This is a genomic window from Streptococcus sp. KHUD_010, from assembly GCF_040207525.1.
GTDB classification, from domain to species: Bacteria; Bacillota; Bacilli; order Lactobacillales; family Streptococcaceae; genus Streptococcus; species Streptococcus hominis.
The window spans coordinates 757,960-782,722 of the sequence record NZ_CP157941.1; the positions used below are offsets into that span (position 1 = coordinate 757,960).

Here is a 24,763-nt window from a genome sequence, read left to right on the forward strand (position 1 = left end):
GTTTTGTGTAGGAAAAGAGATTTCATGAAAGATTTATTGAAATATTTTAAAGGTTATATCAAGGAATCCTTGTTAGGACCGCTTTTTAAATTATTAGAAGCTAGTTTTGAGCTATTGGTGCCAATTTTGATTGCAACAATTGTTGACCAAACAATCCCTAAAAAAGACAGTGCGCATCTTTATGCCATGGTCTTTTTATTGGTTGTCCTTGCATCGTTTGGTGTTGTCGTGGCGGTTATTGCTCAATATTATTCTTCAAAAGCAGCGGTAGGTTTTACACGTCAATTAACCAAAGATTTATATCAAAAAATCATGCGTTTGCCAAAAGCTAGTCGAGATAACTTGACGACATCTAGTCTGGTCACTCGTTTGACAAGTGATACTTATCAAATTCATACCGGTATCAATCAATTTCTTCGTCTTTTTTTGCGCGCGCCGATTATTGTTTTTGGCTCAATAATCATGGCATTTTTGATCAGTCCAAGTATTACAGTCTGGTTTTTACTCATGGTTGTCATCCTAACGGGCATTATCTATATCATGTCACGCTTGGTGAATCCGCTTTACGCTAAAATTCGCCAGATTACAGATAAAATTGTCAATATGACACGCCAGCAACTACAAGGTATGCGTGTTATCCGTGCCTTTGGGCAAACAAATAAAGAAATTCATGAGTTTAGAGATACCAATGAAATCTATAAGACCTGGCAGATAAAAACAGGAGTTTGGTCGAGCTTGATTAGCCCGTTGACTTTTTTAGTGGTAAATAGCACGTTAGTCATGGTTATTTGGCAGGGGAATCTAGCTATTGGACAGGATTTGCTGACGCAAGGGAAATTAGTCGCTTTAGTCAATTACCTTTTGCAAATCTTGATAGAGTTGTTGAAACTGGCAATGCTCGTCACTTCTTTGAACCAAAGTTACATCAGCGCTGGACGAATCCAAGAGGTCTTTGAACAAGAAGAGGAAGATATACTAGCAGAATTGCCAAATACGCATTCTGTTGGTGCTCAATCTATTTCTGCTGAAAATGTTACCTTTACCTATCCACAAGCTGCCAGTCCAGCCTTGGAAAATATTTCGTTTGACGTACTATCTGGTCAGACTTTGGGAGTGATTGGCGGAACAGGCTCAGGAAAATCAACCTTGGTGCAACTCTTGGCGCACTTGTATACGATTGATGCTGGTCAATTGGCTATTTTCAAAAATGGTCGAAGTCCTAGCAGCCTTGAAGAGTGGCGCACTTGGATGAGTTTGGTGCCACAAAAAGCAGAATTGTTCCGCGGAACGATTCGCTCAAATTTGTCGCTGGGTCTGGAAGACGAGGTCACGGATGAACAACTCTGGTGGGCTCTTGATATTGCGCAGGCTAGTGACTTTGTACAGGAAAAAGAAGGTCAGCTAGATGCAGTAGTAGAAGCTTTTGGTCGGAATTTTTCCGGTGGTCAACGCCAACGGTTGACAATTGCGCGTGCTATTTTACAAAAAGCACCTTTTCTAGTGTTGGATGATTCCACTTCGGCACTTGATTATTTAACAGAAGCTAAACTATTGCAAGTGATTAAAGAGCAGTTAAAGAACACGAGTTTGATTTTAATTTCTCAACGAACCAATAGCTTACGTGCAGCTGATCAGATACTTGTCTTGGATAAAGGTCATCAGGTCGCTCTTGGCAAACATGAAGAGTTGCTTCAAACGAGTGCTATTTATCGAGAAATTCATCTCTCACAACATAGTAAGGAGGAAAAGCATGAAAACGAGGTATTCTAAAAGTGGTCTGAAACGCCTTGCAAGTGATTTGTTGCAGCAGCGCTGGCTTTTCCTACTAGCTACAATTGGAACGATTGTTCAGGTTGCCTTGACCATTTATTTGCCGATTTTGATTGGAAATGCAGTTGATAGTGTTTTACTTCCCAATGCAAGTCAGCATTTGCTTCCAATTCTCTCGAAAATGGGTATGGTGATTGTTGCCAATACAGCGATTCAATGGCTCAATCCTTTAATCTATAATCAGTTGATTTATAGTTATAGTCAGAAACTTCGGGATGCAGTCATTCAAAAAATTCATCTACTTCCCTTGGCTTATCTTGATCGTCAAGGGAGTGGTGATTTAGTGAGTCGATTGACGACGGATGTGGAGCAGTTAAATAATGGTCTGCTCATGGTCTTCAATCAGTTTTTTGTAGGCGTGTTGACTATTTTTGTAACGATTGTGACAATGGCAAGGATTGACTTTTTCATGATGATATTAGTCTTGCTTTTAACTCCCTTATCTATGCTGATTGCGCGTTTTATTGCCCGTAAAAGTTACAAGCTGTTTCAAAAACAAACAACAGCTCGGGGGCTGCAGACGCAGCTCATTGAAGAAAGTTTGTCTCAAGAAAGTTTGATTCACAGTTTCAATGCCCAAGAGCAATTCATTACGGATTTTACAAAGGGCAATGAGAGCTATGCGGACTATTCTCAGGATGCTATTTTTTATTCCTCTACTGTCAATCCAGCGACGCGCTTCGTGAATGCTCTTATTTATGCCATTGTTGTTGGATTTGGTGCGGTTCGTATCATTAATGGCTCTAGTTTCACAGTTGGACAATTAGTGACATTCTTAAATTATGTCAACCAATACACCAAACCATTCAACGATATTTCGTCTGTTATGGCTGAATTACAAAGTGCCCTTGCTTGTGCAGAGCGTTTGTACATGATTTTAGATGAAAAAGAAGTTGTAGAAACTGGAAAAAAAGAACTCACGAGTGAAGCAGTACGGGGTGCGGTTCATTTTGAGCACGTCCGTTTTGGTTATGAAAAAGATAAACCCTTGATTCACAATTTAAACATGACCGTTCCAGCAGGAAGCAAAGTTGCTATTGTCGGGCCAACTGGTGCTGGGAAATCGACTTTAATCAATCTCCTCATGCGTTTTTATAATGTAGATGCGGGTAAGATTAAGTTAGACGACAGAGATATTTCAGATTATACCAGAGTCTCATTTCGCCAGCAGTTTGGTATGGTTTTACAAGAAACATGGCTGAAGACGGGGACAATTCATGAAAATATTGCTTTTGGGCGACCAGAGGCTAGCCGAGAAGAAGTAATTGCAGCATCTAAAGCTGCTAATGCTCATTTCTTTATTCAGCAATTGCCACATGGCTACGATACTTATCTAGCAGATGCAGGAGATTCTTTGTCACAAGGACAACGGCAGTTATTGACCATTGCGCGTGTTTTTCTAGCGGTTCCTAAAATCCTGATTTTGGATGAGGCAACATCCTCTATTGATACGCGGACTGAAGTGCTCATTCAAGAGGCTTTTAATAAGCTCATGGTAGGAAGAACCAGTTTTATCATTGCTCATCGCTTGTCTACCATTCAGAATGCAGATATCATTTTAGTGTTGGTTGACGGAGATATTGTGGAACATGGCAGTCATCAAGAGCTGATGCGAGCACAAGGCGTTTATTACCAAATGCAGACAGCTCAAGGGAACTTGGCTGTTTAAGATCGACTAGGAGAACAAACTTATAGCTGTTCTTTGCGGACTGGATCTATTCCTGTCTCAGTCAAGCGATAGATTTTCTGACAAACTTCTTTGAGAAAGGTGCGGTCATGTGAAACGGTAATGATAGCGCCGTTATAATCTGTAAAAAGTTTTCGTACTTGTGGCTGAGAAGTGGGGGAAAAGTTGCGTGTCGGCTCATCTAGCAACAAGACATTTGCTTGATCTAATACCATTTTTAGAAGCAGTAATTTAGCTTTTTGTCCACCAGATAGCTGGGAAATAGAATGTTGCACTTCATTGCGCGTGAATTGCAGACTGGCTAGGTGGGTGAGGATTTTTTCTCGCTCAATACCCTCTCTTGTGGATGTTAGAAAATCTATTGGAGAATCGACTTCGTTTAAACTATCAGGATAGATTTGAGGCATATACCCTAGCGTAATGCCTTTTTTCTTTTGTAATAGATTTCGCAGTTCTTTGATAAAAGTAGATTTTCCGACACCATTTTCACCAATAATCCCAATCTTTTCCTGCCCTAAGAGTTCAAAATTTATATTTTGGGCTAAAGTGCGTTCTCCTACCTTCAAACACATTTGCTCGAGAGTGACTAGTCTTTTTGTAGATGGCAGAGGAGCGATAGCAGGAAATTTCAGATTGATAGCATCTGCCTGTATTGGCAATTCTGTCAGTTCAGCCGCTTCTCTCTCAAATCGTTTGCCCTGTGAGAGGACGTTTTTCATTTTTTTAGCCACTAATCTCCCAGCCGTGCTATCATGAGTGTTGCGCAGCACGTGCTCCACACTTTGTTTGACGCGGCGATGTTTTTCCATTGTTTTTTGATATTCTTCTCGTTCTTTTTTTGCATCTTTAGTTTGCTTTTCAAATGCGGTCTGTCTTTGCTGGTTGTAATTTTCATAATCAAGGTTCCTCACAGTCGTCCGAGTTTCTTGCTTTTTCTTAACCAATTCCAAATGCACGATTTTTGTTGCTGTATGACCTAAAAGACTTTCATCATGTGAAACAAACATAACTGTTTGAGGTGTATTTTGAAGAAAATTTTCCAGCCAAATCAGAGTGTCTATGTCTAAATCATTGGAAGGTTCATCTAAAAAGAGAATGTCCCAATTTGTAGAGAGGATTTTTAAAAGCTGCACTTTTAATGTTTCACCACCGGATAAAGTGGCTATTGTTTGCTGACTAGTAAAACGTTGACTGTCAAACTTTAATTCTTGAGCGAAGCGATAAAGTTTGCTGTAATCTAAGTCTACGTCCAAATCACCAAAGAAGTAGTCGTTGAGGGAGAGCTTTCTTTCATTTTCAGGCAAAGTTTGCGGCAAATAAGCGTAACAATGATAGTTTTTCTGAATTTCTCCCCTATAACTAACATAGTCTGAAACAAGTGTGTCGTTCATGAGTAGCTTGAGAAGAGTAGATTTTCCATTACCTTCTTCTCCGATAATGCCGACTTTATCGCCTGCATTGACAGTAAGCGATAAATCGCTAACTAAATCTTTCAAATCTTTTAAGTGGGTAATAGTTAAATGTCGAATTTGTAGCATACAAGTCTCCTTTTGATGTTCATTGTCATTTTAGAGCTAAGAAAAACAGCCCTATTTTACCTAGTAGAGCTGTTCTTGTTTTTGGATTGCCAACAAACACTGCAAAACGGAGTAGTTTGCAACGAATATATTTATCATTGAGAAGTTTGAAAAAAATTTCTTTTATGAAAAATAGGCAAGAGCATAACAAAAAATCTACTAGATAAAGTTTCCTTTAAGCAATAGATTTCTTGTACATAAACTCCTTACCTCCGAATTTTACTGATTTTAGTGTAGCAAAAAAGGCGTTAAATGTCAAAAGGGTACCGAGAAAAAAGTTTGTCATTAAGAATAAATGGAATGAAAGTGCAACTACTGCGTTATTGAGTTTTCTTCTAGAAAGTAAATGAGTCTGGGACATTTTGTCCCAGACTCGAAGTCATATTACACATTCAAGACTTTGTCCAAGAAGTCTTTGAGGCGTGGATGCTGCGGATTATCAAAGATTTGGTCGGGTTTGCCGTCTTCTAAGAATTCTCCGTCAGCCGTAAAGATGACACGGTTGGCTACTTGACGAGCAAATCCCATTTCATGAGTCACGATAATCATGGTCATGCCTTGCTTGGCCAATTCTTTCATAACATTGAGAACGTCTCCAACCATTTCGGGGTCAAGAGCGGAAGTAGGTTCGTCAAAGAGCATAATATCAGGATTCATAGCAAGTCCACGTGCAATCGCCACACGTTGTTTTTGTCCACCTGAGAGACTGTCTGGCATGGCATCAGCTTTATCAGAGAGCCCGACTTTTTCTAATAGCTCCATACCAAGGTTTTCTGCTTCGGCTTGTGTCATTCGCTTGTGCTCGACAGGAGCAAAGGTGATATTTTCCAAAACGGTCATGTGAGGAAAGAGGTTGAAGTGTTGGAAAACCATACCAATATTTTCACGAACGAGGTCAACATCTGTGTTTTTGTCGGTTAGATTGAAACCATCTACAGTAATCGATCCACTTGTAACTTCTTCCAATAGGTTCAAGCTACGTAGAAAAGTTGATTTTCCTGAACCTGAAGGCCCGATGATACAAACGACATCCCCTTCATAGAATTTGGTTGTGATTCCTTTTAGGACTTCATTTTCCCCGTAGTATTTATGCAAATCATTGACATCAATTTTTAATTTAGCCATTATTTAATCCTCTTTTCTAAGCGTTTTGCAAGTCTCGTTAAAAGAGTGATGATAATCAAGTAAAAGACTGCTAGGATAGCATACATTTTGAAACTTTGATAGTTACGAGCAATGATGATTTTACCTGTTTGGAAAAGTTCAACAAGACCGATAGCAGAGACGATTGTAGTATCTTTCAAAGCAATAACAAACTGATTGACGAAGTTTGGTAACATGATTTTTGTTGCTTGTGGCAAAATAATCTTTCTCATGGTTTTTGAGTAAGAAATACCAAGACTTCGACTGGCTTCCATTTGTCCAGCTGGAACAGCTTGAATCCCACCCCGGACAATTTCTGCAATATAAGCACCTGCATTGAGAGAAAGAGCAATTGTACCAGCTACAAAATCGTTAATCGGACTTTGATGCCCTGTCATTGATTCAATGAAGTTTGGAATGCCCCAGAAGATAAAGGCTGCGAGAATCATAAGCGGGATTCCACGAATGACATCTACGAAGATTTCTGAGATGACGCGGAGGGCTTTGACGGGACTCACGCTAAACATACCAAAGATAATTCCAATTACCATAGCAATAGCAAATGACAGAAGCGCAAGAGCAATGGTGATACCAAGTCCGCTTAACAATTGTTTATAGTTATTTTGGAGAAGCCCCCAAATAGTTGTTTCATCAACTGTACTGTCTGAAGAGCTAGAAGCAGAGCTGGTCTTTTTCAAATATTTATCAAGAATTTTTTGATATTGACCATTTTTCTTGATATTTGCTAAACCATTATTAAACATTTGAATCAATTCAGGATTGCTACCTTTTTTCACTGCAAAAGCAGTATCTCCGATAGGAGTTCCCTTGATTGGAGTTTTTAGTTTTTGACCTTGGCTAATGGAGTATTTTACAACGGGTTCGTCGTCCATAACAGCATCCACAGAGCCAGAGTTTAAACTGTCATACATAGAAGAAGCGTCAGCAAATGTCTTGATTTTATAGCCATACTTGCTTTGATTTTCTGTTAAAAAGGTTTGCGAAGCAGTTCCATTTTTAACGCCGACTGTTTTGTCTTTCAAGTCTTTATAAGAAGCAATTGTGCTGGATTCTTTGACAGCAAGGATTGCGTTTGCTGTGTAATAAGGCTCTGAGAAATCAAAGGTTTCTTTACGAGCATCCGTCACAGACATTCCTGCAATCATTCCGTCAGCTTGTCCAGATTGTACAGCATTTAAAGCGGCATCAAATCCAGGATTTGTAATTTCAATCTTGAAACCTTGATCTTTGGCAATGGCTTTTATCAAATCCATGTCAATCCCAGTATATTTATTGTTGCTGTCTTGGAAGACGAATGGTGCAAAGGAAGAATCACTAGCAATGGTATATGTTGATTTTACGGGAGTAGCTTTTTGACCAGCAGGAGTAGTGGTTTCTGGAGTAGAACTAGTTGTTTTTGTATTTGTAGAACTTGTCCATTTTGTGATGATTTTGTCAAGAGAACCATCTTTTTTCATTTGAGCAAGTGCTTCGTTAAACTCTGTTACTAGATATTCATACTTGCTTCCCTTTTTAACACCAAAAGCAAAGCTACCAACAGCTTCTCCTTTTATAGAGATTTTTAAATTTTGACCTTGTTTAATAGCATACTCAATGACTGGTTGGTCGTCCATCATGGCATCAATCGAACCAGAATTCAAGCTGTTGTAAGTCAAATCAGTTGTGTCAAATGTTTTGATAGTAAATTTGTATTTGTTTTTGATTTTTTCTAGAAAGCGTTGAGAGGCAGTTCCGTTTTTAACCCCAACAGTTTTCCCTTTTAATTGGGAATAACTGCTGATTGTATTGGCTTTAGTTGTTGCAATGACAACTTTTGTATCATAATAAGTATCAGACATGGTGAAGACTTTTTCACGGTCTTTGGTCTTTGTCATGCCAGCCATAATGGCATCTGCTTGACCAGACTGAACGGCGTTAACGGCTGCATCGAAGCCAGGAAAAGTCATATTGATGTCCCAACCTTTTAGTTTAGCAACTTTATTGATGATATCTACATCAATACCTTTATAAGTTTGATCGGAATCTTTAAATTCAAAAGGTGCGTAAGCTGTATCAGATACTACTTTGATTGTATCAGCATGAATAGTTGTTACAGCAAAGAGTGGTAGTAAAGCTAACAAAAAAGCTATAATTTTTTTCTTCATGAGTCTCTCCTTTAAAGAATATTTTTAAATTATACCAAAAATATCTTTAAAATACAAATATTTTGTATTTTTATGTTAGATTTTATAACATAGATGAAAATTTCTTTTTTGATTTGCGTAAAATAAATATGATATAATAATCAAAAAAGGAAAGGGAATTTTATGTTTAAATTTCGTATGCTTGATAATGTGAAACAGTCCCGTTACATTCCACCTATTTGGTTGGCAGTTATTCTCTCGATTGTTTTTGTTTATGGAGGTGAAATTGTCGGCGGGCTTGCATTGGTTCCAATTTCGATACTGCTGGGTCTTGTGCTGGGCCTTGTTCATTCTGAGGCAGGCTTTGTAATGATACAAGAACTGACATCGCATTATATGATTTTCATCCAACTCTTCCTCTTTTTCTTTATTTCTTTGGCTCTCTTTCTTTGGGTGAAATGCGTTGAAAAAAGACCTTTTTCAAGTCTTGGTTTTTTTAAGGAAAATTGGTTTAAAGAATTAGGAAAAGGTTTTTTGATTGGAGCGGCACAGTTTTCTTTCATAGTTGCCTTGCTTTTGGTGACAGGTGTAGGTAGGTTAGAACTCTCTTATCTTAGTTTGGAGCCTTTTCTCTTTATCATCGCCCTGATTCCGTTTTGGATGTTACAAGGAGGAACAGAAGAACTGGTGACGCGTGGTTGGCTATTTCCTACGGTTACTGCCAAGTCAAATATTTTGGTCGGTTTTTTAATCTCTGCTAGCCTATTTGGTGCTCTCCATTTACTAAATCCTGGTGTGACGCTTCTTTCGATTGTCAATATTATTCTCGATGGTGCTTTTGCTTGTTTTTACATGCTAAAAACTGACAATATGTGGGGGCTAGCTGGTATTCACGGTGCTTGGAATTTTGTTCAAGGTAACATTTATGGTATTCAGGTCAGTGGTCAGGGAGCAGAAACTTCCGTCTTTGCTTACAATACGAAATCCAACGTAGATTGGCTTTCGGGTGGGGCTTTTGGAGCAGAAGGCTCTATTTTCACCAGTCTGGTATTAATTCTCAGCATTTTCTATCTGTATTGGTCTCTTAAAAAAGAAGATAAATTACCAGCAGCATTACAATTTAGAAAATCAAATCTCACTTAGTTTTACTAGGTGGGCTTCTTATTATCCTAAGTCAGTGATATTTTTAGAAATATGATAAAATAAGAGAAGATTGTATAGAGGAAAAGAATAATGATAAATAGAATTACGGACAATAAATTTAAACTAGTTTCTAAGTATAAGCCCTCAGGAGATCAACCACAGGCGATTGAGCAATTAGTGGACAATATAGAGGGGGGTGAGAAAGCTCAGATTCTCATGGGAGCGACAGGAACTGGGAAGACCTATACTATGAGTCAGGTTATTCAAAAGGTTAATAAACCGACCTTAGTCATCGCTCATAATAAAACTCTGGCAGGTCAGCTTTATGGGGAATTTAAGGAATTTTTCCCTGACAATGCGGTCGAATACTTTGTGTCTTACTATGATTACTATCAACCGGAAGCCTATGTGCCTTCCAGTGATACCTATATTGAGAAGGACAGCTCTGTCAATGATGAGATTGACAAGCTTCGTCACTCAGCAACCTCGGCTCTCTTGGAACGCAACGATGTGATTGTAGTGGCGTCAGTCAGCTGCATTTATGGTCTGGGTTCGCCTAAGGAATACTCTGATAGCGTTGTCAGTCTGCGGCCGGGTTTAGAGATTTCACGGGATAAACTTCTCAATGATTTGGTGGATATCCAGTTTGAGCGTAATGATATTGATTTTCAGCGGGGGAAATTCCGTGTGCGTGGAGATGTCGTAGAAATCTTCCCAGCTTCTCGCGATGAACATGCCTTTCGGGTGGAATTTTTCGGAGATGAAATTGACCGTATTCGAGAAGTAGAAGCGTTGACTGGTCAAGTGTTGGGCGAAGTGGATCATTTAGCAATTTTCCCAGCTACTCACTTTATGACAAATGACGAAAATATGGAGATTGCCATTGCCAAGATTCAGGCTGAGCTGGAGCAGCAGCTGGCTATCTTTGAAAAGGAAGGAAAGCTCTTGGAAGCCCAACGATTGAAACAGCGTACGGAGTATGATATTGAGATGCTCCGTGAGATGGGCTATACGAATGGTGTTGAGAACTATTCTCGTCACATGGATGGGCGCAGCGAAGGTGAGCCACCTTATACCTTGCTTGATTTCTTCCCTGATGATTTTTTAATCATGGTAGACGAAAGTCACATGACGATGGGGCAAATCAAGGGTATGTATAATGGTGACCGCTCACGGAAGGAAATGTTGGTCAATTATGGTTTCCGCCTGCCGTCTGCCTTGGACAATCGTCCGCTGCGTCGGGAGGAGTTTGAAAGTCATGTTCATCAGATTGTCTATGTATCTGCGACACCGGGCGACTATGAGCGGGAGCAGACGGATACAGTGATTGAGCAGATTATTCGACCAACTGGTCTGCTGGATCCAGAAGTAGAAGTGCGTCCGACTATGGGACAAATAGATGATCTTTTAGGCGAAATCAATGCGCGTGCAGAGAAGAATGAGCGGACCTTTATCACGACGTTGACTAAAAAGATGGCAGAAGATCTGACGGATTACTTTAAAGAAATGGGTGTTAAGGTCAAATACATGCACTCAGATATCAAGACCTTAGAGCGGACAGAAATTATCCGCGACCTGCGGTTAGGTGTCTTTGATGTTTTAGTCGGAATTAACCTGTTGCGTGAGGGAATTGATGTGCCAGAGGTTAGTCTGGTTGCCATTCTTGATGCAGACAAGGAAGGTTTCTTACGTAATGAGCGTGGTTTGATCCAAACCATTGGTCGGGCTGCCCGTAATAGTGAAGGCCACGTCATCATGTATGCTGACACAATCACAGATTCCATGCAAAAAGCTATGGATGAAACTGCCCGCCGTCGTCAGATTCAAATGGCTTATAACGAAGAACATGGTATTGTACCGCAAACAATCCAGAAAGAAATCCGTGACCTAATCAGTGTGACAAAATCCGCTCTGCCAGACAAGGAAGAAGTGGTAGATATTGAAAGTCTTAACAAGCAGGAACGCAAGGATATGATTAAAAAGCTAGAAGGACAAATGCAAGAAGCTGCAGGACTTCTCGACTTCGAACTGGCTGCACAGATTCGGGATATGATTTTAGAGATAAAGGCGATGGATTGAAAGGATAAATAGAAGAATGAGTGAAGCTTCTTTAATAACAGTTATCAGTGTAATGATTTCTAGTGTTATTTCAATTGTTGGTTTTATTGTAACTTATTTTTCAATGAAGCAGAGTTTCCAGAATGAACTTAAGCGTAATAGAGATACATTAGCACTGGAGAACATGTCCAAAATTCCTTATAAGGTTTTAGCGCTTTTTGATGAAATGATTGAAATCAATTCTTTAAAAAACGCTAAACTCAAAGAAAAGAGACAAGAAGAAAATTTGAAAATCTTTAAAGAGATAATTAATACAATCTACTCATACGGTTCAAAAGAGTCTATAAAGATAGTATCGTTAATGCAAAAAGAAAACTATGAGGCTGCGGTTAAAAGAATTACTCAAAATGAATATCGGATGATGGCTATCTATGTACTACTTGCTACACAAATTAAATATGATGTTACTTCAGCTGTCATTAGTCCGAAATATTGGTTTATAATGAAATTGAATGATTTCGACTCGCAAGAAAAGAGGAATTCTGAAGCGACAAACAAGTTAATAGATGAGTTAGGGCTAGATAAGAACTTTATGATGTGAAATTTAATTGCTGAAAGGAGCACACATGCGATATGCACTTTTACTCCGCGGAATCAATATCGGCGGAAAAAACAAGGTTGTTATGGCTGATTTGAAGAAGGATTTGGCTGGGTTGGGTTTTGAAAATCCAGTTTCCTACATCAATAGTGGCAATCTTTTCTTTGATAGCGAGGAGCAGGAGGAGAGGATTCGGGAGATTTTGACGGCTTATTTCAGTCGGTCTTATGATTTTCCTCTGCCTTTTGCCCTTGTCAGCTCTGCCATGCTTCAAAAAGAAAGAGCGAATCTTCCTGCTTGGTGGCAGGATGAAACAGCCTTTCGGCGTGATGTTCTCTTTTATCTGCCGGAGACAGATAGGGAGAGTGTTCAAGAGCTGGCTCGCAGTTGGGCAAATGACAAGGAGCAGCTGCACTTTGGGCAGACGGCTTTCTTTTATAGTAATGCTGATCAAGCGGACTATCTCAAGTCCAACCACCATAAGAAACTGCTCAAGTCCAGTTTCTACAAGCAACTAACCATCCGAAACGGCAAGACTTTCCAGAAGATAGTGGAGTTGGTAGGTACAATTCAAAAATGAATAGAAGTAGCGAATTAAGTTGAACGTTTTTAACACTTATGGTATTTTCGTTGTTGAGCAAGAATATATTGATAAGAGTCTATAAATTTTTATGTGTGCTTTGAAACATCCATATACTAAATTTATGCTATAATAAATACTATGTACACCAAACCAACTTCTGCTTATGTACACATTCCGTTTTGTACTCAAATTTGTTATTATTGTGATTTTTCTAAGGTCTTTATCAAAAATCAGCCAGTTGACGCCTACTTAGAGCACTTGCTTCAAGAATATACTTCTTATGATATAAAGCATTTACAGACGCTTTATATCGGTGGTGGGACACCGACAGCTCTTTCAGCGCAGCAGCTGGAGTTTTTATTGGCAGAGCTGACGAAAAAGCTGGATTTGTCATTGTTAGAAGAACTGACTATTGAAGCTAATCCAGGAGATTTGGATCCGGATAAGATTGCTGTTTTAAAGGTTTCGCCTGTGAACAGGATATCTTTAGGTGTTCAGACTTTTGACGATCGCATGCTCAAGCAAATTGGTCGAAGTCATTTAGAAAAAGATATCTATGAAAACATCGCCAATCTGAAGCTGGCTGGATTTGACAATATCTCGATTGATTTGATCTATGCACTGCCCAAGCAGACCATGGACAACGTGCGGGAAAATGTGGCCAAGGCCATTGCACTAGACATCCCTCACATGAGCCTTTATAGCTTAATTCTAGAAAATCACACGGTTTTTATGAATCGGATGCGGCGAGGAAAACTGCCTTTGCCTAAAGAAGACTTGGAAGCAGAGATGTTTGAGTATATCATTGAAGAGTTGGAAAAAGCTGGGTTTGAACACTATGAGATTTCTAACTTTTCTAAGCCAGGTTTTGAGAGTCAACACAATCTCATGTACTGGGATAATGCGGAATATTTTGGTATTGGGGCAGGGGCTTCTGGTTATGTCAATGGGGTTCGCTACAAGAATCATGGTCCGATTCGTCATTATTTAGAGGCGGTTGAAAAAGGCAATGCGCGTGTGAATGAAGAACATCTGAGTAAGCAAGAGATGATGGAAGAAGAAATGTTTCTGGGCTTGCGTAAGAAGTCAGGTGTCTCTAAAAAGCGTTTTGAAGAAAAATTTGGTGTTTCTTTTGATCGGCAGTACGGTCATGTAGTAACAGAACTTATTGAGCAAGGACTCTTAGTACCTGACAAAGAAATCGTTCGTATGACTAAAAAGGGTCTATTTTTGGGCGATACGGTCGCAGAGAAATTTATATTGGAGTAAATTATGGGTTTAACTTATCAAATGAAAATGAAAATTCCGTTTGATATGGCGGATATGAATGGTCATATCAAGTTGCCTGATGTCATTTTGCTGTCCTTACAGGTATCAGGTTTGCAGTCCATTGACTTGGGAATTAGCGACAAGGATATGCTGGAGAAATACAATCTGGTCTGGATTATTACTGACTATGATATCGATGTGGTACGGCTGCCTAAATTTGGTGAAGAAATGATGATTGAAACAGAAGCGCTTTCCTATAATCGTCTCTTTTGTTATCGTCGTTTTACCGTTTTTGATGAAAATGATGTTGCCGTGATTGAAATGATGGCTACCTTTGTTCTTATGGACAGAGACAGTCGAAAAGTGCATGCTGTAGAGCCAAAGATTGTCGCACCTTATGAAGCAGAATTTTCTAAAAAGTTGATTCGTGGTCCAAAATATCCAGAACTGAAAGATTCGACCAGTAAAGATTATCATGTTCGGTTTTATGATTTAGACATGAATGGTCATGTCAACAACAGCAAGTATCTGGACTGGATTTTTGAAGTTATGGGTGCTGATTTTCTCATGAAACACGTTCCCAAAAAAGTTCACCTCAAGTATGTTAAGGAAGTACGACCTGGCGGACAAATTACCTCTAGTTATGATTTGAATGGATTAGAGAGTAATCATCAGATTTCCAGCGATGGCGATATTAATGCACAAGCTATGGTAACTTGGCAAGAAATTTCATAAGAAAAACAATAGAAAGAGAAGTATGACCTACAAAGGATATTTAATTGATTTAGACGGAACAATTTATAAAGGAAAAGACCGTATTCCTACGGGTGAAGCTTTTGTCCATGAATTACAACGACGCAACATTCCATATTTATTTGTGACGAACAATACAACACGTACTCCTGAGACTGTTCAAACAATGTTAGCGGAACAATTCAATGTTGAAACGCCGATTGAAACGATTTATACAGCGACTTTAGCAACCATTGACTACTTAAATGATAAAAATCTAGGCAAGAAAGTCTATGTTATCGGTGATGTCGGACTTAAGCAAGCCATTGCAGAAGCTGGCTATGTCGAAGATACTGATAACCCAGATTATGTAGTTGTTGGATTGGACTGGAAAGTGGACTATGAAAAATTGTCAATTGCTACTTTAGCTATTCAAAAGGGAGCTCATTTCGTAGGAACTAATCCGGATCTTAATATTCCAACAGAGCGCGGTCTCATGCCTGGAGCAGGATCGATTATTACTCTCATTGAAGTAGCAACTCGTGTGAAACCTGTTTATATCGGGAAGCCAAATGCAATTATCATGGAAAAGGCGGTTGAGCATCTAGGACTACCACACGAGGAAGTGATAATGGTTGGGGATAATTACCTGACGGACATTCGGGCTGGGATTAACAATGGTATCCCTACGCTTCTGGTGACAACTGGCTTTACGAAACCAGAAGAAGTGCCAGGCTTGCCAATCCAACCAGATTATGTACTTTCTAGCCTAGCGGAGTGGGATTTTGATGCGCACTAAACTGACCTTTTGGCTGAGTATGCTCTGCTTTTTAGCAACAGCCATTTTGTTGACCATTTATCTGACTTGGCTGTTTTATCCTTTGGAAATTTCTTGGTTGCATTTAGAAAATCAAGTTTACCTCAAATCTGCAACCATTCAGCACAATTTCAATATTTTGATGAATTACCTAACCAATCCATTTCAGCAAAAGCTCTCCATGCCTAATTTTCGCTCATCAGCAGTAGGTTTGCACCATTTTCAAGTCGTGAAATATCTTTTTCATCTGGCGCAAGTTGTTTTTCTAGCAACCTTACCAGCGGTTTATTTGTTTGTAAAAAACATTATAAAAAAAAGATATCTATCTGTCTTTTCAAAGGCGATTTTAGCTATTATTTGGTTGCCTATTGTAATTGCTGGTGTGGCGCTGGGGATTGGCTTTGATGCGTTTTTCACTCTCTTTCATCAGATTTTATTTGCTGGGGATAATACTTGGTTATTTGACCCTGCTAAAGATCCTGTTATTTGGATATTACCAGAAGAATTTTTCCTTCACGCCTTTCTTTTGTTTTTTGTTCTTTATGAAGGTTTTGCTGTGGGGCTATACCTGTGGAGTCGAAAAAGCTATTTGAAGAAGGAGGGAAACTGATGCTAGTCAATCAGCAAGTACGAAAAGATATTGGTTTGTTCTCTGCTTTATGTCTACTGTATGTGGTCGTAATGGCAATGATTGGTCTGATTTATCAAACGATTGTAACCTTGTTTCAAGCGATTCGTTATCCCGGAAATCTTGAGAGAATCCAAAAAGCAACGGAAAGTTTTATGTCACGCGATGGTAGTTATTATCTAATTGCTGTCTGTGCAGGAGTTTTTATCTTTTGGTTGTATCGGGATGGTAAATTATTTAAGTCTGATTTACGAACGCAGAAAAGAGTCATGACTCCAAAAACGTTTGGAATAGTTTTATCTTTTTTACTTCTGGGTCAATTAGGGTTCGTCTTATTTAATCAGATTTTTGAAACAATCTTTAATTTATTTGGTTTTACTATGCTTAAAGCTGTCGAATCAGCTTCGGCAGGTTCAGATAGTGTTTCTATGTTTTTGTATGCAAGCTTTTTCGGTCCTGTTTCAGAAGAGTTGATTTTTCGCGGGGCGGGCTTACGAACGTTTGAAAAATATGGAAAAGTCTTTGCGATTCTGATGTCTTCCCTCATATTTGGTTTATTTCATGGAAATATCCCGCAGTTCTTTTTTGCAGCTTTTGTTGGAATTGTCTTCTCTTATGTGACCTTGGAGTATTCAATTCTCTGGGCAATGGTTTTCCACGTTTTTAATAACTTGGTCATCGGAGATGGTTTAACTTATTTGTATTCATTTTTGTCGGACGATATAGGTGGTCTCTTACACTTATTTATCCTGCTAGTCGGTGCAAGTGTTGCAGTAATTTTCCTGTTTAAAAACAAAGTAGACATAAAAATGTATGTACAAGAAAATCGTTCATTTTCAGGAACCTATAGGCAAGCTTTTCGTTCTGTTTGGTTCTGGATTTTTGTAATCTTCATGTTTTTAACATCTTTGACCTTAATAAGTCATTTGTGAAAGAAGATTTTTGAAAGGACTTTCAACTTTCTTTCATTTATGATAAAATAAAGGTAACAAAAGAGGAGCGTATCAATCATGGAACAAACATTTTTTATTATAAAACCAGACGGCGTAAAACGTGGCTTGGTTGGAGAAGTACTGAAGCGCGTAGAACAACGTGGTTACAAAATCGAACGTTTGGAAATGAGAACCAATGTTTCAAATGAGTTAATTGATCAGCATTATGAAGCCCTATTAACGAAAGATTTTTATCCTTCAATCCGTGATTATATGACAAGCGGGCCTGTGATTATCGGTGTTTTATCGGGAAGCCAAGTGATTTCAGGTTGGCGTCACATGATGGGCGCTACTCGTCCGGAAGAAGCTCTACCAGGAACTATTCGCGGAGATTTTGCACAAGCAGCTGAAGCTGGTGAAACGATTCGAAATGTTGTTCATGGTTCAGATTCTGAAGAGTCTGCCAAACGGGAAATTGCGCTTTGGTTTGGTAATCATTAAAACATAGTAGTATAAATTCGAGAGAGTACAGATAGCCATTGCTTTTGTTCTCTCTTTTTTTACTATCCGAATTGTACTGGGTGTGTTATAATAAAAAGGAATTGGAAATGTTTTAATATACTGGAAATTGATTGTTTTATCAAGGAGGAGATATGTCAGACAAACAAATTCATTTGGTTATCGTGACGGGAATGAGTGGAGCGGGAAAGACTGTAGCCATCCAGTCTTTTGAAGATTTGGGCTATTTTACGATTGATAATATGCCCCCCACGCTGGTTCCTAAATTTTTGCAGTTAATCGAAACGACACAAGACAACGACAAGATTGCTATGGTTGTAGATATGCGTAGTCGTTCATTCTTTTCTGAGATTCAGAAAGTTCTAGATGAGATTGAAAGTAACGCTGGACTTGATTTTAAGATTTTGTTTTTAGATGCGGCAGATACGGAATTAGTTGCACGTTACAAGGAAACGCGGCGTAGCCACCCCTTAGCGGCAGATGGGCGTATTTTAGACGGTATCAAGCTAGAACGTGAGTTACTGGCACCATTGAAAAACATGAGTCAAAACGTGGTAGATACGACCGAATTAACACCGCGCGGATTGCGTAAAACCATTTCTGAGCATTTTTCAGATCAGAGAAAGCTTCAATCGTTTCGCATTGAAGTGGTGAGTTTTGGCTTTAAATATGGTCTTCCGCTAGATGCCGACCTTGTTTTTGATGTACGTTTTTTACCAAATCCATATTACCAACCAGAACTTCGCAATCAAACAGGGCTTGACAAACCCGTTTATGATTATGTGATGAATCATACGGAGTCAGAAGAATTTTATCAGCACTTAGTGGCTCTTATCAAACCGATTTTACCGGGCTACAAAAAAGAGGGGAAATCTGTTTTAACAATTGCAGTTGGTTGTACAGGCGGTCAACACAGAAGCGTAGCTTTTGCACAACGTCTAGCAGATGATTTGGCGAGCGAATGGACCGTTCATTCATCACATCGAGATAAAGACCGCAGAAAGGAAACGGTGAATCGTTCATGAGAAAACCTAAAATTGCTGTTATAGGTGGTGGTACAGGAATTTCTGTGATTTTAGACAGTTTGCGTAAGAAAGATGTAGATATTGCAGCCATAGTAACAGTCGCTGATGACGGAGGAAGTTCAGGTGAATTACGGAAAAACATTCAGCAATTAACACCACCAGGTGATTTACGAAATGTTTTGGTGGCTTTGTCGGATATGCCTCGTTTTTATGAAAAAGTCTTTCAATATCGCTTTGCAGAAGAAGACGGTGCTTTAGCTGGACATCCTCTTGGAAACTTGATTATTGCCGGAATTTCAGAAATGCAAGGTTCGACTTACAATGCCATGCAACTGTTGACCAAGTTTTTCCACACAACTGGCAAGATTTATCCGTCTTGTGATACACCTTTGACGCTTCATGCTGTATTTACTGATGGAAGTGAGGTGGCTGGAGAAAGTCATTTGGCAGAGCACCAAGGTATGATTGAACGAGTTTATGTCACCAACACCTATAATGACCAAAAACCAACTGCTAGCCGCAAAGTGGTGCAGACAATTTTAGAAAGTGATATGGTAGTTTTGGGACCGGGATCATTGTTTACCTCTATCTTACCCAATATGGTGATAGAAGAAATTGGGCAAGCGCTCTTGGAAACCCAAGCAGAGATTGCTTATGTTTGTAATATTATGACGCAGCGTGGTGAAACCGAGCATTTCACAGATAGTGACCACGTGGCTGTTTTGCATCGTCATCTTGGGAAAGCATTTATTGACACGGTTTTAGTAAACATTGAGCAAGTTCCTCAAGAATATATGAATTCTAATAAATTTGATGAGTATTTGGTGCAGGTTGAGCATGATTTTAAAGGTTTGAAAGAGCAAGTACCTCGTGTCATTTCGTCTAATTTTCTTCGCTTGGAAAATGGCGGAGCTTTTCATGATGGTGAATCAGTCGTCGATGAACTTATGCAGATTATACAGGTGCGCAAATGAGTTTTACCATTAAAGTGAAAGAAGAACTGCTTGGTCTAGGCAAAAAAGATAAAACGGAATTATCGGCTATCATTAAGATGTCAGGCAGCTTAGGAATTTCTAGTCAAGGCTTAACATTATCTGTTACGACAGAAAATGCAAAAATCGCTCGTCACATTTATGAATTGTTGGCAGCTTTTTATCAAGTCAAATCGGATATTCGTCATCATCAAAAAGCGAATCTTCGGAAAAATCGTGTTTATACTGTTTTTTTAGACGAAGGTGTGGAACAAATTTTAGCCGATTTACACTTGGCAGACTCCTTTTTTGGGATTGAAGCAGGTATTGACCAAGCTATTTTATCAGATGATGAAGCGAGCCGATCGTATTTACGAGGAGCATTTTTATCCACGGGCAGTATGCGTGATCCAGATTCTGGGAAATATCAACTGGAAATCTTATCGGTCTATTCTGACCATGCGGAAGATTTAGCAGCTTTAATGCGAAAGTTTTTATTGGATGCCAAGACAATTGAGCGCAAAAAAGGCTCAGTAACCTATCTGCAGCGAGCTGAGGACATTATGGACTTTTTGATTGTGATTGGGGCTATGAAAGCAATGACTGAGTTTGAGTCGGTCAAGCTCTTGCGAGAGGCTAGAAATGATTTGAATCGGACGAATAATGCGGAAACGGCGAATATTGCTCGAACGGTGACAGCTAGCATGAAAACCATTCATAACATTAGCAAAATCATTGACACAGTTGGTTTAGAGAGCTTGCCGGTTGATTTGCAAGAGGTGGCTTATCTGCGTGTCAATCATCCGGATTATTCTATCCAGCAGTTGGCAGAAAGTCTTAGTAAGCCTTTGACGAAAAGTGGTGTCAATCATCGCTTGAGGAAAATCAATAAAATCGCAAATGAGTTGTAGAAAATGCAAGGAAATGGGGATTATATATTATAGGCGGAATCAATTTGAAAATTTCCATTAAAACTTTACGGTTTTCTCTTGAAGATTTTCAAAAAGTGTGATATAGTAATAAAAATTAAATAATCCTTTAAATTTGTCCCGTGAGGCAGACAAGGAGTCAAAGTATAAGATGGTATAGTACAGTGAGGCTGTTAGCAGTTTCTCTATGCTTACCTAGATTTTCTGAAGTCTCCTTGTGAAGGAGACTTTTTCTTTTAACTTTTTATACAGGAGGATTTCCATGAAAATAAAAGAAGTTGTTGATGGTTTGACAATGAAACGTGCCATTACACGGATCACTTATGAGATCATTGAGCGCAACAAAGAGCTAGACAAGATTGTCTTGATTGGTATAAAAACACGGGGTGTTTACATTGCACAGCGGATTCAAGAACGATTAGCGCAACTTGAAAAGATTGATGTACCTATCGGTGAGTTGGATACCAAACCATTCCGCGATGATTTTAAAGTGGAAGAAGACACAACACATGTTCCTGTTGATATTACAGACCGCGAAGTCATCTTGGTAGATGATGTCCTCTATACAGGACGCACCATTCGTGCTGCTATTGATAATCTAGTTAGCTTGGGACGTCCATCACGCGTGAGCTTGGCTGTTTTAGTGGACCGTGGGCATCGTGAGTTGCCGATTCGAGCAGATTATGTTGGAAAAAATATTCCGACAAGCCGAACAGAAGAGATTATTGTAGAAATGGTAGAACAGGATGGTCAAGACCGTGTCTTGATTGCGGAGGAGTTATAAGAAAATGAGTCAAGATGTGAAATATGATGTACACGATATGCCAAAACCTGGTTTGCTTGTAGGATTGTCTTTTCAGCATTTGTTTGCCATGTTTGGAGCAACGGTTCTTGTTCCAATTCTGGTTGGAATTGACCCAGCAGTTGCCTTGTTTTCAAGCGGTCTAGGAACCTTGGCACACTTAACAGTTACCAAGTACAAAGTGCCAGCTTATATGGGGTCTAGTTTCGCTTATATTGCAGCTATGCAAATGTTGATGAAAACAGACGGTATCGCAGCAGTCGCTCAAGGTGCCATTACAGGTGGTTTGGTTTACTTCATTGTAGCTCTTATTGTGAAGTTCGCTGGGAATGCTTGGATTGATAAGATTTTGCCGCCAGTTGTGGTAGGACCAATCATTATGGTTATTGGACTAAGTTTGGCCAGCACAGCGGTAAACGATGTCATGTTAAAAGATGGTAAATACAATTTAACTTATTTCATTATTGGGATCGTCACTCTCTTTGCAGTCATTCTTTTCAATATTTATGGTAAAAAGATTGTGGGAATTATTCCAGTACTGTTAGGCTTGATTGTCGGATATGTCTTCGCGCTCATTCTTGGAGCGGTAACAGGAGAAGAAATTATTTCCTTTGCAAAAGTTTCTCAAGCTTCATGGTTCCATGTCCCGCCTATGCATCTTCCTTTCTTAGATTATAATGTAAAATTTTATCCAAGTGCGATTTTAACAATGGCTCCAATTGCCTTTGTAACTATGACGGAGCACTTTGGTCATGTTATGGTATTGAATAGCCTGACTGGAAAAGATTTCTTTAAAGACCCAGGATTGGATAAAACTCTTGCCGGAGATGGTCTTGCACAAGTTATCGCTGGGATTTTCGGTGCACCACCAGTAACGAGTTACGGTGAAAATATCGGTGTGATGGCTCTCAATAAAATCTATAGCGTCTATGTTATTGCAGGTGCAGCAGTACTTGCGATTGTGATGAGTTTTGTCGGAAAAGTATCGGCACTCTTACAGTCCATTCCAACTCCAGTTCTAGGCGGTATTTCTATTGCGCTCTTTGGAGTCATCGCTTCTAGTGGTTTGAAAATTTTAATTGAAAAACAAACAGACTTTGATAATAAGAAAAATCTGTTAATTGCCAGTGTAATTTTAGTTGCAGGGATTGGCGGCTTAACCTTGCAACTTTCAGGTCTGCAAATTTCAGGGGTTGCCTTGTCAACGGTTCTTGGAATTGTGCTCTATCTTATCTTGCCAGAACCTAAAAATTAGTTTGAATTCTTAACTTTATTGAAAGAAACGCCGTATCTAATAAAAGGAGAAATACACCATGTCATCTAATCAAATCGCTCTTAAAAATGTTGTCTCTATGGAAACTCTTACCAATGAGGAAGTCTTAAGTTTAATCAAACGTGGCATTGAATTTAAAAATGGAGCGAAAGCTCATTATGATGAACAGCATATTATCGCTAATCTTTTCTTTGAACCCTCTACGCGAACACATAAAGCCTTTGAAGTAGCGGAATTAAAGCTAGGTTGTGACCTGTTGGATTTTGATTCAAAGACCAGCTCTATCAACAAAGGAGAGACCTTATATGATACTATTTTAACCATGTCAGCGCTCGGAGTGGATGTCTGTGTCATTCGTCATCCAGAAGTGGACTATTACAAGGAATTAGTTGAAAGTCCAACGATTACAACTTCAATTGTGAATGGTGGTGATGGCTCTGGACAACATCCGAGTCAAAGTTTGCTAGATTTGATGACCATTTATCAAGAGTTTGGGCATTTTGATGGCTTGAAGATTGCGATTGCAGGCGACTTAGATCATTCGCGTGTGGCGAAGTCAAATATGCAAATCTTGAAGCGTCTGGGTGCAGAACTTTATTTTGCAGGTCCAGAAGTATGGAGAAGTGAAGAATTTGCAGATTATGGGCAATTTGTCACACTTGATGAAGTCGTTGACCAAGTAGACGTCTTAATGCTTCTGCGCGTGCAGCACGAGCGCCACGATGATGATTCACTCTTTTCAAAAGAAAATTACCATAAAATGCATGGTCTAACACAGGAACGATATGATAAGCTGAAAGATACAGCCATCATCATGCATCCGGCTCCAGTAAATCGTGATGTGGAAATTGCAGACCACTTAGTGGAAGCTCCAAAATCTCGTATTGTAGAACAAATGACAAATGGTGTATTTGTTCGGATGGCAATTATCGAGTCTGTCCTAAATGGACGAAAAAAATAATAAGCATTAATACGTTGTTGCAATAACAAACGGAGGGGAAAATGGAAAAACGCTTGTTAATTCTGGAAGATGGTACAGTATTTGAAGGAGAGGCATTCGGGGCTGATATGGAGGTGACCGGAGAAATCGTCTTTAATACAGGTATGACTGGCTACCAAGAATCCATTACGGATCAGTCTTACAATGGGCAAATCTTGACTTTCACTTATCCGTTAATCGGAAATTATGGAATCAACCGCGACGACTATGAATCGATCACTCCTACTTGCAAGGGAGTGATCGTTTATGAGTGGGCACGAAGGGCGAGCAATTGGCGTAATCAGATGACTTTGGACGAGTTTTTAAAAGTCAAGAAAATTCCAGGAATTGCTGGTATTGATACACGGGCATTGACGAAAATCATTCGGCAGCATGGAACGATGAAAGCAACAATAGCCAATGTAGGCGACCAAATGGTGCATCTGCAAGATCAGTTGAAGGCGACCGTTTTGCCGACCGATAATATCAAACAAGTTTCAACAAAGACACCGTATCCAGCACCGGGTTCAGGTCCTAGTATTGTGTTAGTTGATTTTGGATTGAAACATTCGATTCTTCGTGAATTAGCGGCACGCAATTGTAATGTGACAGTTGTTCCCTATGATACAAGTGCAGCAGATATTCTTCACCTTCACCCTGACGGTGTCATGTTATCCAACGGTCCAGGTAATCCAGATGATGTACCGCAAGTGCTAGACATGATTCGAGGGATTCAAGGTAAAATTCCTCTTTTTGGTATCTGCATGGGACATCAACTTTTTAGTAAGGCAAATGGAGCTCAGACTTATAAAATGAAATTCGGTCACCGTGGTTTTAATCATGCTGTCAGAGAGATTGCGACAGGGCGAATTGATTTTACCAGCCAAAATCATGGTTATGCTGTTAGTCGGGAAAATTTTCCAAGCGAGTTGCTGATTACACATGAGGAAATCAATGACAAGTCTATTGAAGGTGTGCGACATCGGTTTTTCCCTGCTTTTTCAGTGCAGTTTCATCCTGATGCTGCACCAGGACCACATGATGCCAGTTATCTCTTTGATGAGTTTATGGAAATGATTGATGCTTTTAAACAACAGCATAGTTCATTGTAATCAATGGATTAG

At 39.4% G+C, this 24,763-nt stretch carries 22 protein-coding genes; 19 read left to right on the top strand and 3 right to left on the bottom strand.

The genetic code is table 11. The features are described 5' to 3' along the window. Positions 1-24: 24 nt before the first annotated feature. Positions 25-1,770 (top strand): ABC transporter ATP-binding protein, encoded by a 1,746-nt coding sequence (locus tag ABKA15_RS03765; protein ID WP_350015384.1) that lies wholly within the window; start codon positions 25-27, stop codon positions 1,768-1,770. Continuing rightward, positions 1,751-3,499 (top strand): ABC transporter ATP-binding protein, encoded by a 1,749-nt coding sequence (locus ABKA15_RS03770; RefSeq protein WP_049512922.1) that lies wholly within the window; start codon positions 1,751-1,753, stop codon positions 3,497-3,499. Before ABKA15_RS03765 ends, ABKA15_RS03770 begins: the two co-directional genes overlap by 20 nt. 20 nt (positions 3,500-3,519) lie before the next feature. On the opposite strand, the gene ABKA15_RS03775 is transcribed toward ABKA15_RS03770, so the two are convergent. From ABKA15_RS03775 to ABKA15_RS03785, 3 genes are all read right to left on the bottom strand, one after another. Continuing rightward, a complete protein-coding gene (locus ABKA15_RS03775; protein WP_049512920.1) occupies positions 3,520-5,055 on the bottom strand; it encodes an ABC-F family ATP-binding cassette domain-containing protein in 1,536 nt (511 codons plus the stop codon). Between the two features lie 423 nt (positions 5,056-5,478). Continuing rightward, positions 5,479-6,219 carry an amino acid ABC transporter ATP-binding protein gene (locus ABKA15_RS03780; RefSeq protein ID WP_049512918.1) on the bottom strand — a complete coding sequence of 247 codons (741 nt, stop codon included), beginning with the start codon at positions 6,217-6,219 and terminating at the stop codon, positions 5,479-5,481. Continuing rightward, positions 6,219-8,402 (bottom strand): ABC transporter substrate-binding protein/permease, encoded by a 2,184-nt coding sequence (locus ABKA15_RS03785; protein WP_049512917.1) that lies wholly within the window; start codon positions 8,400-8,402, stop codon positions 6,219-6,221. Before ABKA15_RS03785 ends, ABKA15_RS03780 begins: the two co-directional genes overlap by 1 nt. Positions 8,403-8,564: 162 nt before the next feature. Here ABKA15_RS03785 and ABKA15_RS03790 point away from each other — a divergent pair, with 162 nt between their 5' ends. From ABKA15_RS03790 to ABKA15_RS03870, 17 genes are all read left to right on the top strand, one after another. Then, on the top strand, positions 8,565-9,524 hold the full coding sequence (locus tag ABKA15_RS03790) for a CPBP family intramembrane glutamic endopeptidase (RefSeq protein WP_049512915.1): 960 nt from the start codon (positions 8,565-8,567) through the stop codon (positions 9,522-9,524). 90 nt (positions 9,525-9,614) lie between these two features. Beyond that, entirely contained in the window at positions 9,615-11,603 is a 1,989-nt protein-coding gene (gene uvrB / locus ABKA15_RS03795; protein ID WP_049512913.1) for an excinuclease ABC subunit UvrB, read from the top strand. Positions 11,604-11,619: 16 nt separating this feature from the next. Beyond that, entirely contained in the window at positions 11,620-12,183 is a 564-nt protein-coding gene (locus ABKA15_RS03800) for a hypothetical protein (protein WP_049512910.1), read from the top strand. Between the two features lie 25 nt (positions 12,184-12,208). Beyond that, complete coding sequence (locus ABKA15_RS03805) at positions 12,209-12,760, top strand: DUF1697 domain-containing protein (RefSeq protein ID WP_350015385.1); 552 nt, start codon at positions 12,209-12,211, stop codon at positions 12,758-12,760. Between the two features lie 141 nt (positions 12,761-12,901). Beyond that, on the top strand, positions 12,902-14,032 hold the full coding sequence (gene hemW, locus ABKA15_RS03810; protein WP_049512906.1) for a radical SAM family heme chaperone HemW: 1,131 nt from the start codon (positions 12,902-12,904) through the stop codon (positions 14,030-14,032). Positions 14,033-14,035: 3 nt separating this feature from the next. Next, complete coding sequence (locus tag ABKA15_RS03815; protein ID WP_049512904.1) at positions 14,036-14,767, top strand: acyl-[acyl-carrier-protein] thioesterase; 732 nt, start codon at positions 14,036-14,038, stop codon at positions 14,765-14,767. Between the two features lie 22 nt (positions 14,768-14,789). Continuing rightward, the gene (locus ABKA15_RS03820) at positions 14,790-15,563 is read left to right on the top strand and encodes a TIGR01457 family HAD-type hydrolase (protein WP_049512902.1); all 774 of its coding nucleotides are present in this window, start codon (positions 14,790-14,792) and stop codon (positions 15,561-15,563) included. Further along, the gene (locus ABKA15_RS03825; RefSeq protein WP_350015386.1) at positions 15,553-16,191 is read left to right on the top strand and encodes a TIGR01906 family membrane protein; all 639 of its coding nucleotides are present in this window, start codon (positions 15,553-15,555) and stop codon (positions 16,189-16,191) included. The genes ABKA15_RS03820 and ABKA15_RS03825 overlap by 11 nt, the downstream gene beginning before the upstream one ends. Continuing rightward, positions 16,191-17,141 carry a CPBP family intramembrane glutamic endopeptidase gene (locus ABKA15_RS03830; protein ID WP_049512898.1) on the top strand — a complete coding sequence of 317 codons (951 nt, stop codon included), beginning with the start codon at positions 16,191-16,193 and terminating at the stop codon, positions 17,139-17,141. Before ABKA15_RS03825 ends, ABKA15_RS03830 begins: the two co-directional genes overlap by 1 nt. A 78-nt stretch (positions 17,142-17,219) precedes the next feature. Beyond that, positions 17,220-17,642, top strand: coding sequence for a nucleoside-diphosphate kinase (gene ndk / locus ABKA15_RS03835; RefSeq protein ID WP_003024857.1), 423 nt, complete (start codon positions 17,220-17,222; stop codon positions 17,640-17,642). Positions 17,643-17,794: 152 nt separating this feature from the next. After that, entirely contained in the window at positions 17,795-18,685 is an 891-nt protein-coding gene (gene rapZ / locus ABKA15_RS03840; RefSeq protein ID WP_049512896.1) for an RNase adapter RapZ, read from the top strand. Further along, positions 18,682-19,659, top strand: coding sequence for a YvcK family protein (locus ABKA15_RS03845; protein WP_049512894.1), 978 nt, complete (start codon positions 18,682-18,684; stop codon positions 19,657-19,659). The genes rapZ and ABKA15_RS03845 overlap by 4 nt, the downstream gene beginning before the upstream one ends. Next, positions 19,656-20,567, top strand: a complete 912-nt coding sequence (gene whiA, locus ABKA15_RS03850) for a DNA-binding protein WhiA (protein ID WP_049512892.1) — start codon at positions 19,656-19,658, stop codon at positions 20,565-20,567. The genes ABKA15_RS03845 and whiA overlap by 4 nt, the downstream gene beginning before the upstream one ends. 280 nt (positions 20,568-20,847) lie before the next feature. After that, entirely contained in the window at positions 20,848-21,369 is a 522-nt protein-coding gene (gene pyrR / locus ABKA15_RS03855; RefSeq protein WP_049512890.1) for a bifunctional pyr operon transcriptional regulator/uracil phosphoribosyltransferase PyrR, read from the top strand. Between the two features lie 4 nt (positions 21,370-21,373). Beyond that, positions 21,374-22,642, top strand: a complete 1,269-nt coding sequence (locus ABKA15_RS03860) for a solute carrier family 23 protein (RefSeq protein WP_003024843.1) — start codon at positions 21,374-21,376, stop codon at positions 22,640-22,642. A gap of 58 nt (positions 22,643-22,700) precedes the next feature. Beyond that, positions 22,701-23,621: an aspartate carbamoyltransferase catalytic subunit gene (locus ABKA15_RS03865; protein WP_049512886.1), complete on the top strand. Its 921-nt coding sequence runs from the start codon at positions 22,701-22,703 to the stop codon at positions 23,619-23,621. 41 nt (positions 23,622-23,662) lie between these two features. After that, complete coding sequence (locus tag ABKA15_RS03870) at positions 23,663-24,751, top strand: carbamoyl phosphate synthase small subunit (protein ID WP_049512885.1); 1,089 nt, start codon at positions 23,663-23,665, stop codon at positions 24,749-24,751. Positions 24,752-24,763: the final 12 nt, after the last annotated feature.

Coding starts and splice junctions, on each gene's coding strand:
- ABKA15_RS03765 (WP_350015384.1), top strand. CDS start 25: ATGAAAGATTTATTGAAATATTTTAAAGGTTATATCAAGGAATCCTTG.
- ABKA15_RS03770 (WP_049512922.1), top strand. CDS start 1,751: ATGAAAACGAGGTATTCTAAAAGTGGTCTGAAACGCCTTGCAAGTGAT.
- ABKA15_RS03775 (WP_049512920.1), bottom strand. CDS start 5,055: ATGCTACAAATTCGACATTTAACTATTACCCACTTAAAAGATTTGAAA.
- ABKA15_RS03780 (WP_049512918.1), bottom strand. CDS start 6,219: ATGGCTAAATTAAAAATTGATGTCAATGATTTGCATAAATACTACGGG.
- ABKA15_RS03785 (WP_049512917.1), bottom strand. CDS start 8,402: ATGAAGAAAAAAATTATAGCTTTTTTGTTAGCTTTACTACCACTCTTT.
- ABKA15_RS03790 (WP_049512915.1), top strand. CDS start 8,565: ATGTTTAAATTTCGTATGCTTGATAATGTGAAACAGTCCCGTTACATT.
- uvrB (WP_049512913.1), top strand. CDS start 9,615: ATGATAAATAGAATTACGGACAATAAATTTAAACTAGTTTCTAAGTAT.
- ABKA15_RS03800 (WP_049512910.1), top strand. CDS start 11,620: ATGAGTGAAGCTTCTTTAATAACAGTTATCAGTGTAATGATTTCTAGT.
- ABKA15_RS03805 (WP_350015385.1), top strand. CDS start 12,209: ATGCGATATGCACTTTTACTCCGCGGAATCAATATCGGCGGAAAAAAC.
- hemW (WP_049512906.1), top strand. CDS start 12,902: ATGTACACCAAACCAACTTCTGCTTATGTACACATTCCGTTTTGTACT.
- ABKA15_RS03815 (WP_049512904.1), top strand. CDS start 14,036: ATGGGTTTAACTTATCAAATGAAAATGAAAATTCCGTTTGATATGGCG.
- ABKA15_RS03820 (WP_049512902.1), top strand. CDS start 14,790: ATGACCTACAAAGGATATTTAATTGATTTAGACGGAACAATTTATAAA.
- ABKA15_RS03825 (WP_350015386.1), top strand. CDS start 15,553: ATGCGCACTAAACTGACCTTTTGGCTGAGTATGCTCTGCTTTTTAGCA.
- ABKA15_RS03830 (WP_049512898.1), top strand. CDS start 16,191: ATGCTAGTCAATCAGCAAGTACGAAAAGATATTGGTTTGTTCTCTGCT.
- ndk (WP_003024857.1), top strand. CDS start 17,220: ATGGAACAAACATTTTTTATTATAAAACCAGACGGCGTAAAACGTGGC.
- rapZ (WP_049512896.1), top strand. CDS start 17,795: ATGTCAGACAAACAAATTCATTTGGTTATCGTGACGGGAATGAGTGGA.
- ABKA15_RS03845 (WP_049512894.1), top strand. CDS start 18,682: ATGAGAAAACCTAAAATTGCTGTTATAGGTGGTGGTACAGGAATTTCT.
- whiA (WP_049512892.1), top strand. CDS start 19,656: ATGAGTTTTACCATTAAAGTGAAAGAAGAACTGCTTGGTCTAGGCAAA.
- pyrR (WP_049512890.1), top strand. CDS start 20,848: ATGAAAATAAAAGAAGTTGTTGATGGTTTGACAATGAAACGTGCCATT.
- ABKA15_RS03860 (WP_003024843.1), top strand. CDS start 21,374: ATGAGTCAAGATGTGAAATATGATGTACACGATATGCCAAAACCTGGT.
- ABKA15_RS03865 (WP_049512886.1), top strand. CDS start 22,701: ATGTCATCTAATCAAATCGCTCTTAAAAATGTTGTCTCTATGGAAACT.
- ABKA15_RS03870 (WP_049512885.1), top strand. CDS start 23,663: ATGGAAAAACGCTTGTTAATTCTGGAAGATGGTACAGTATTTGAAGGA.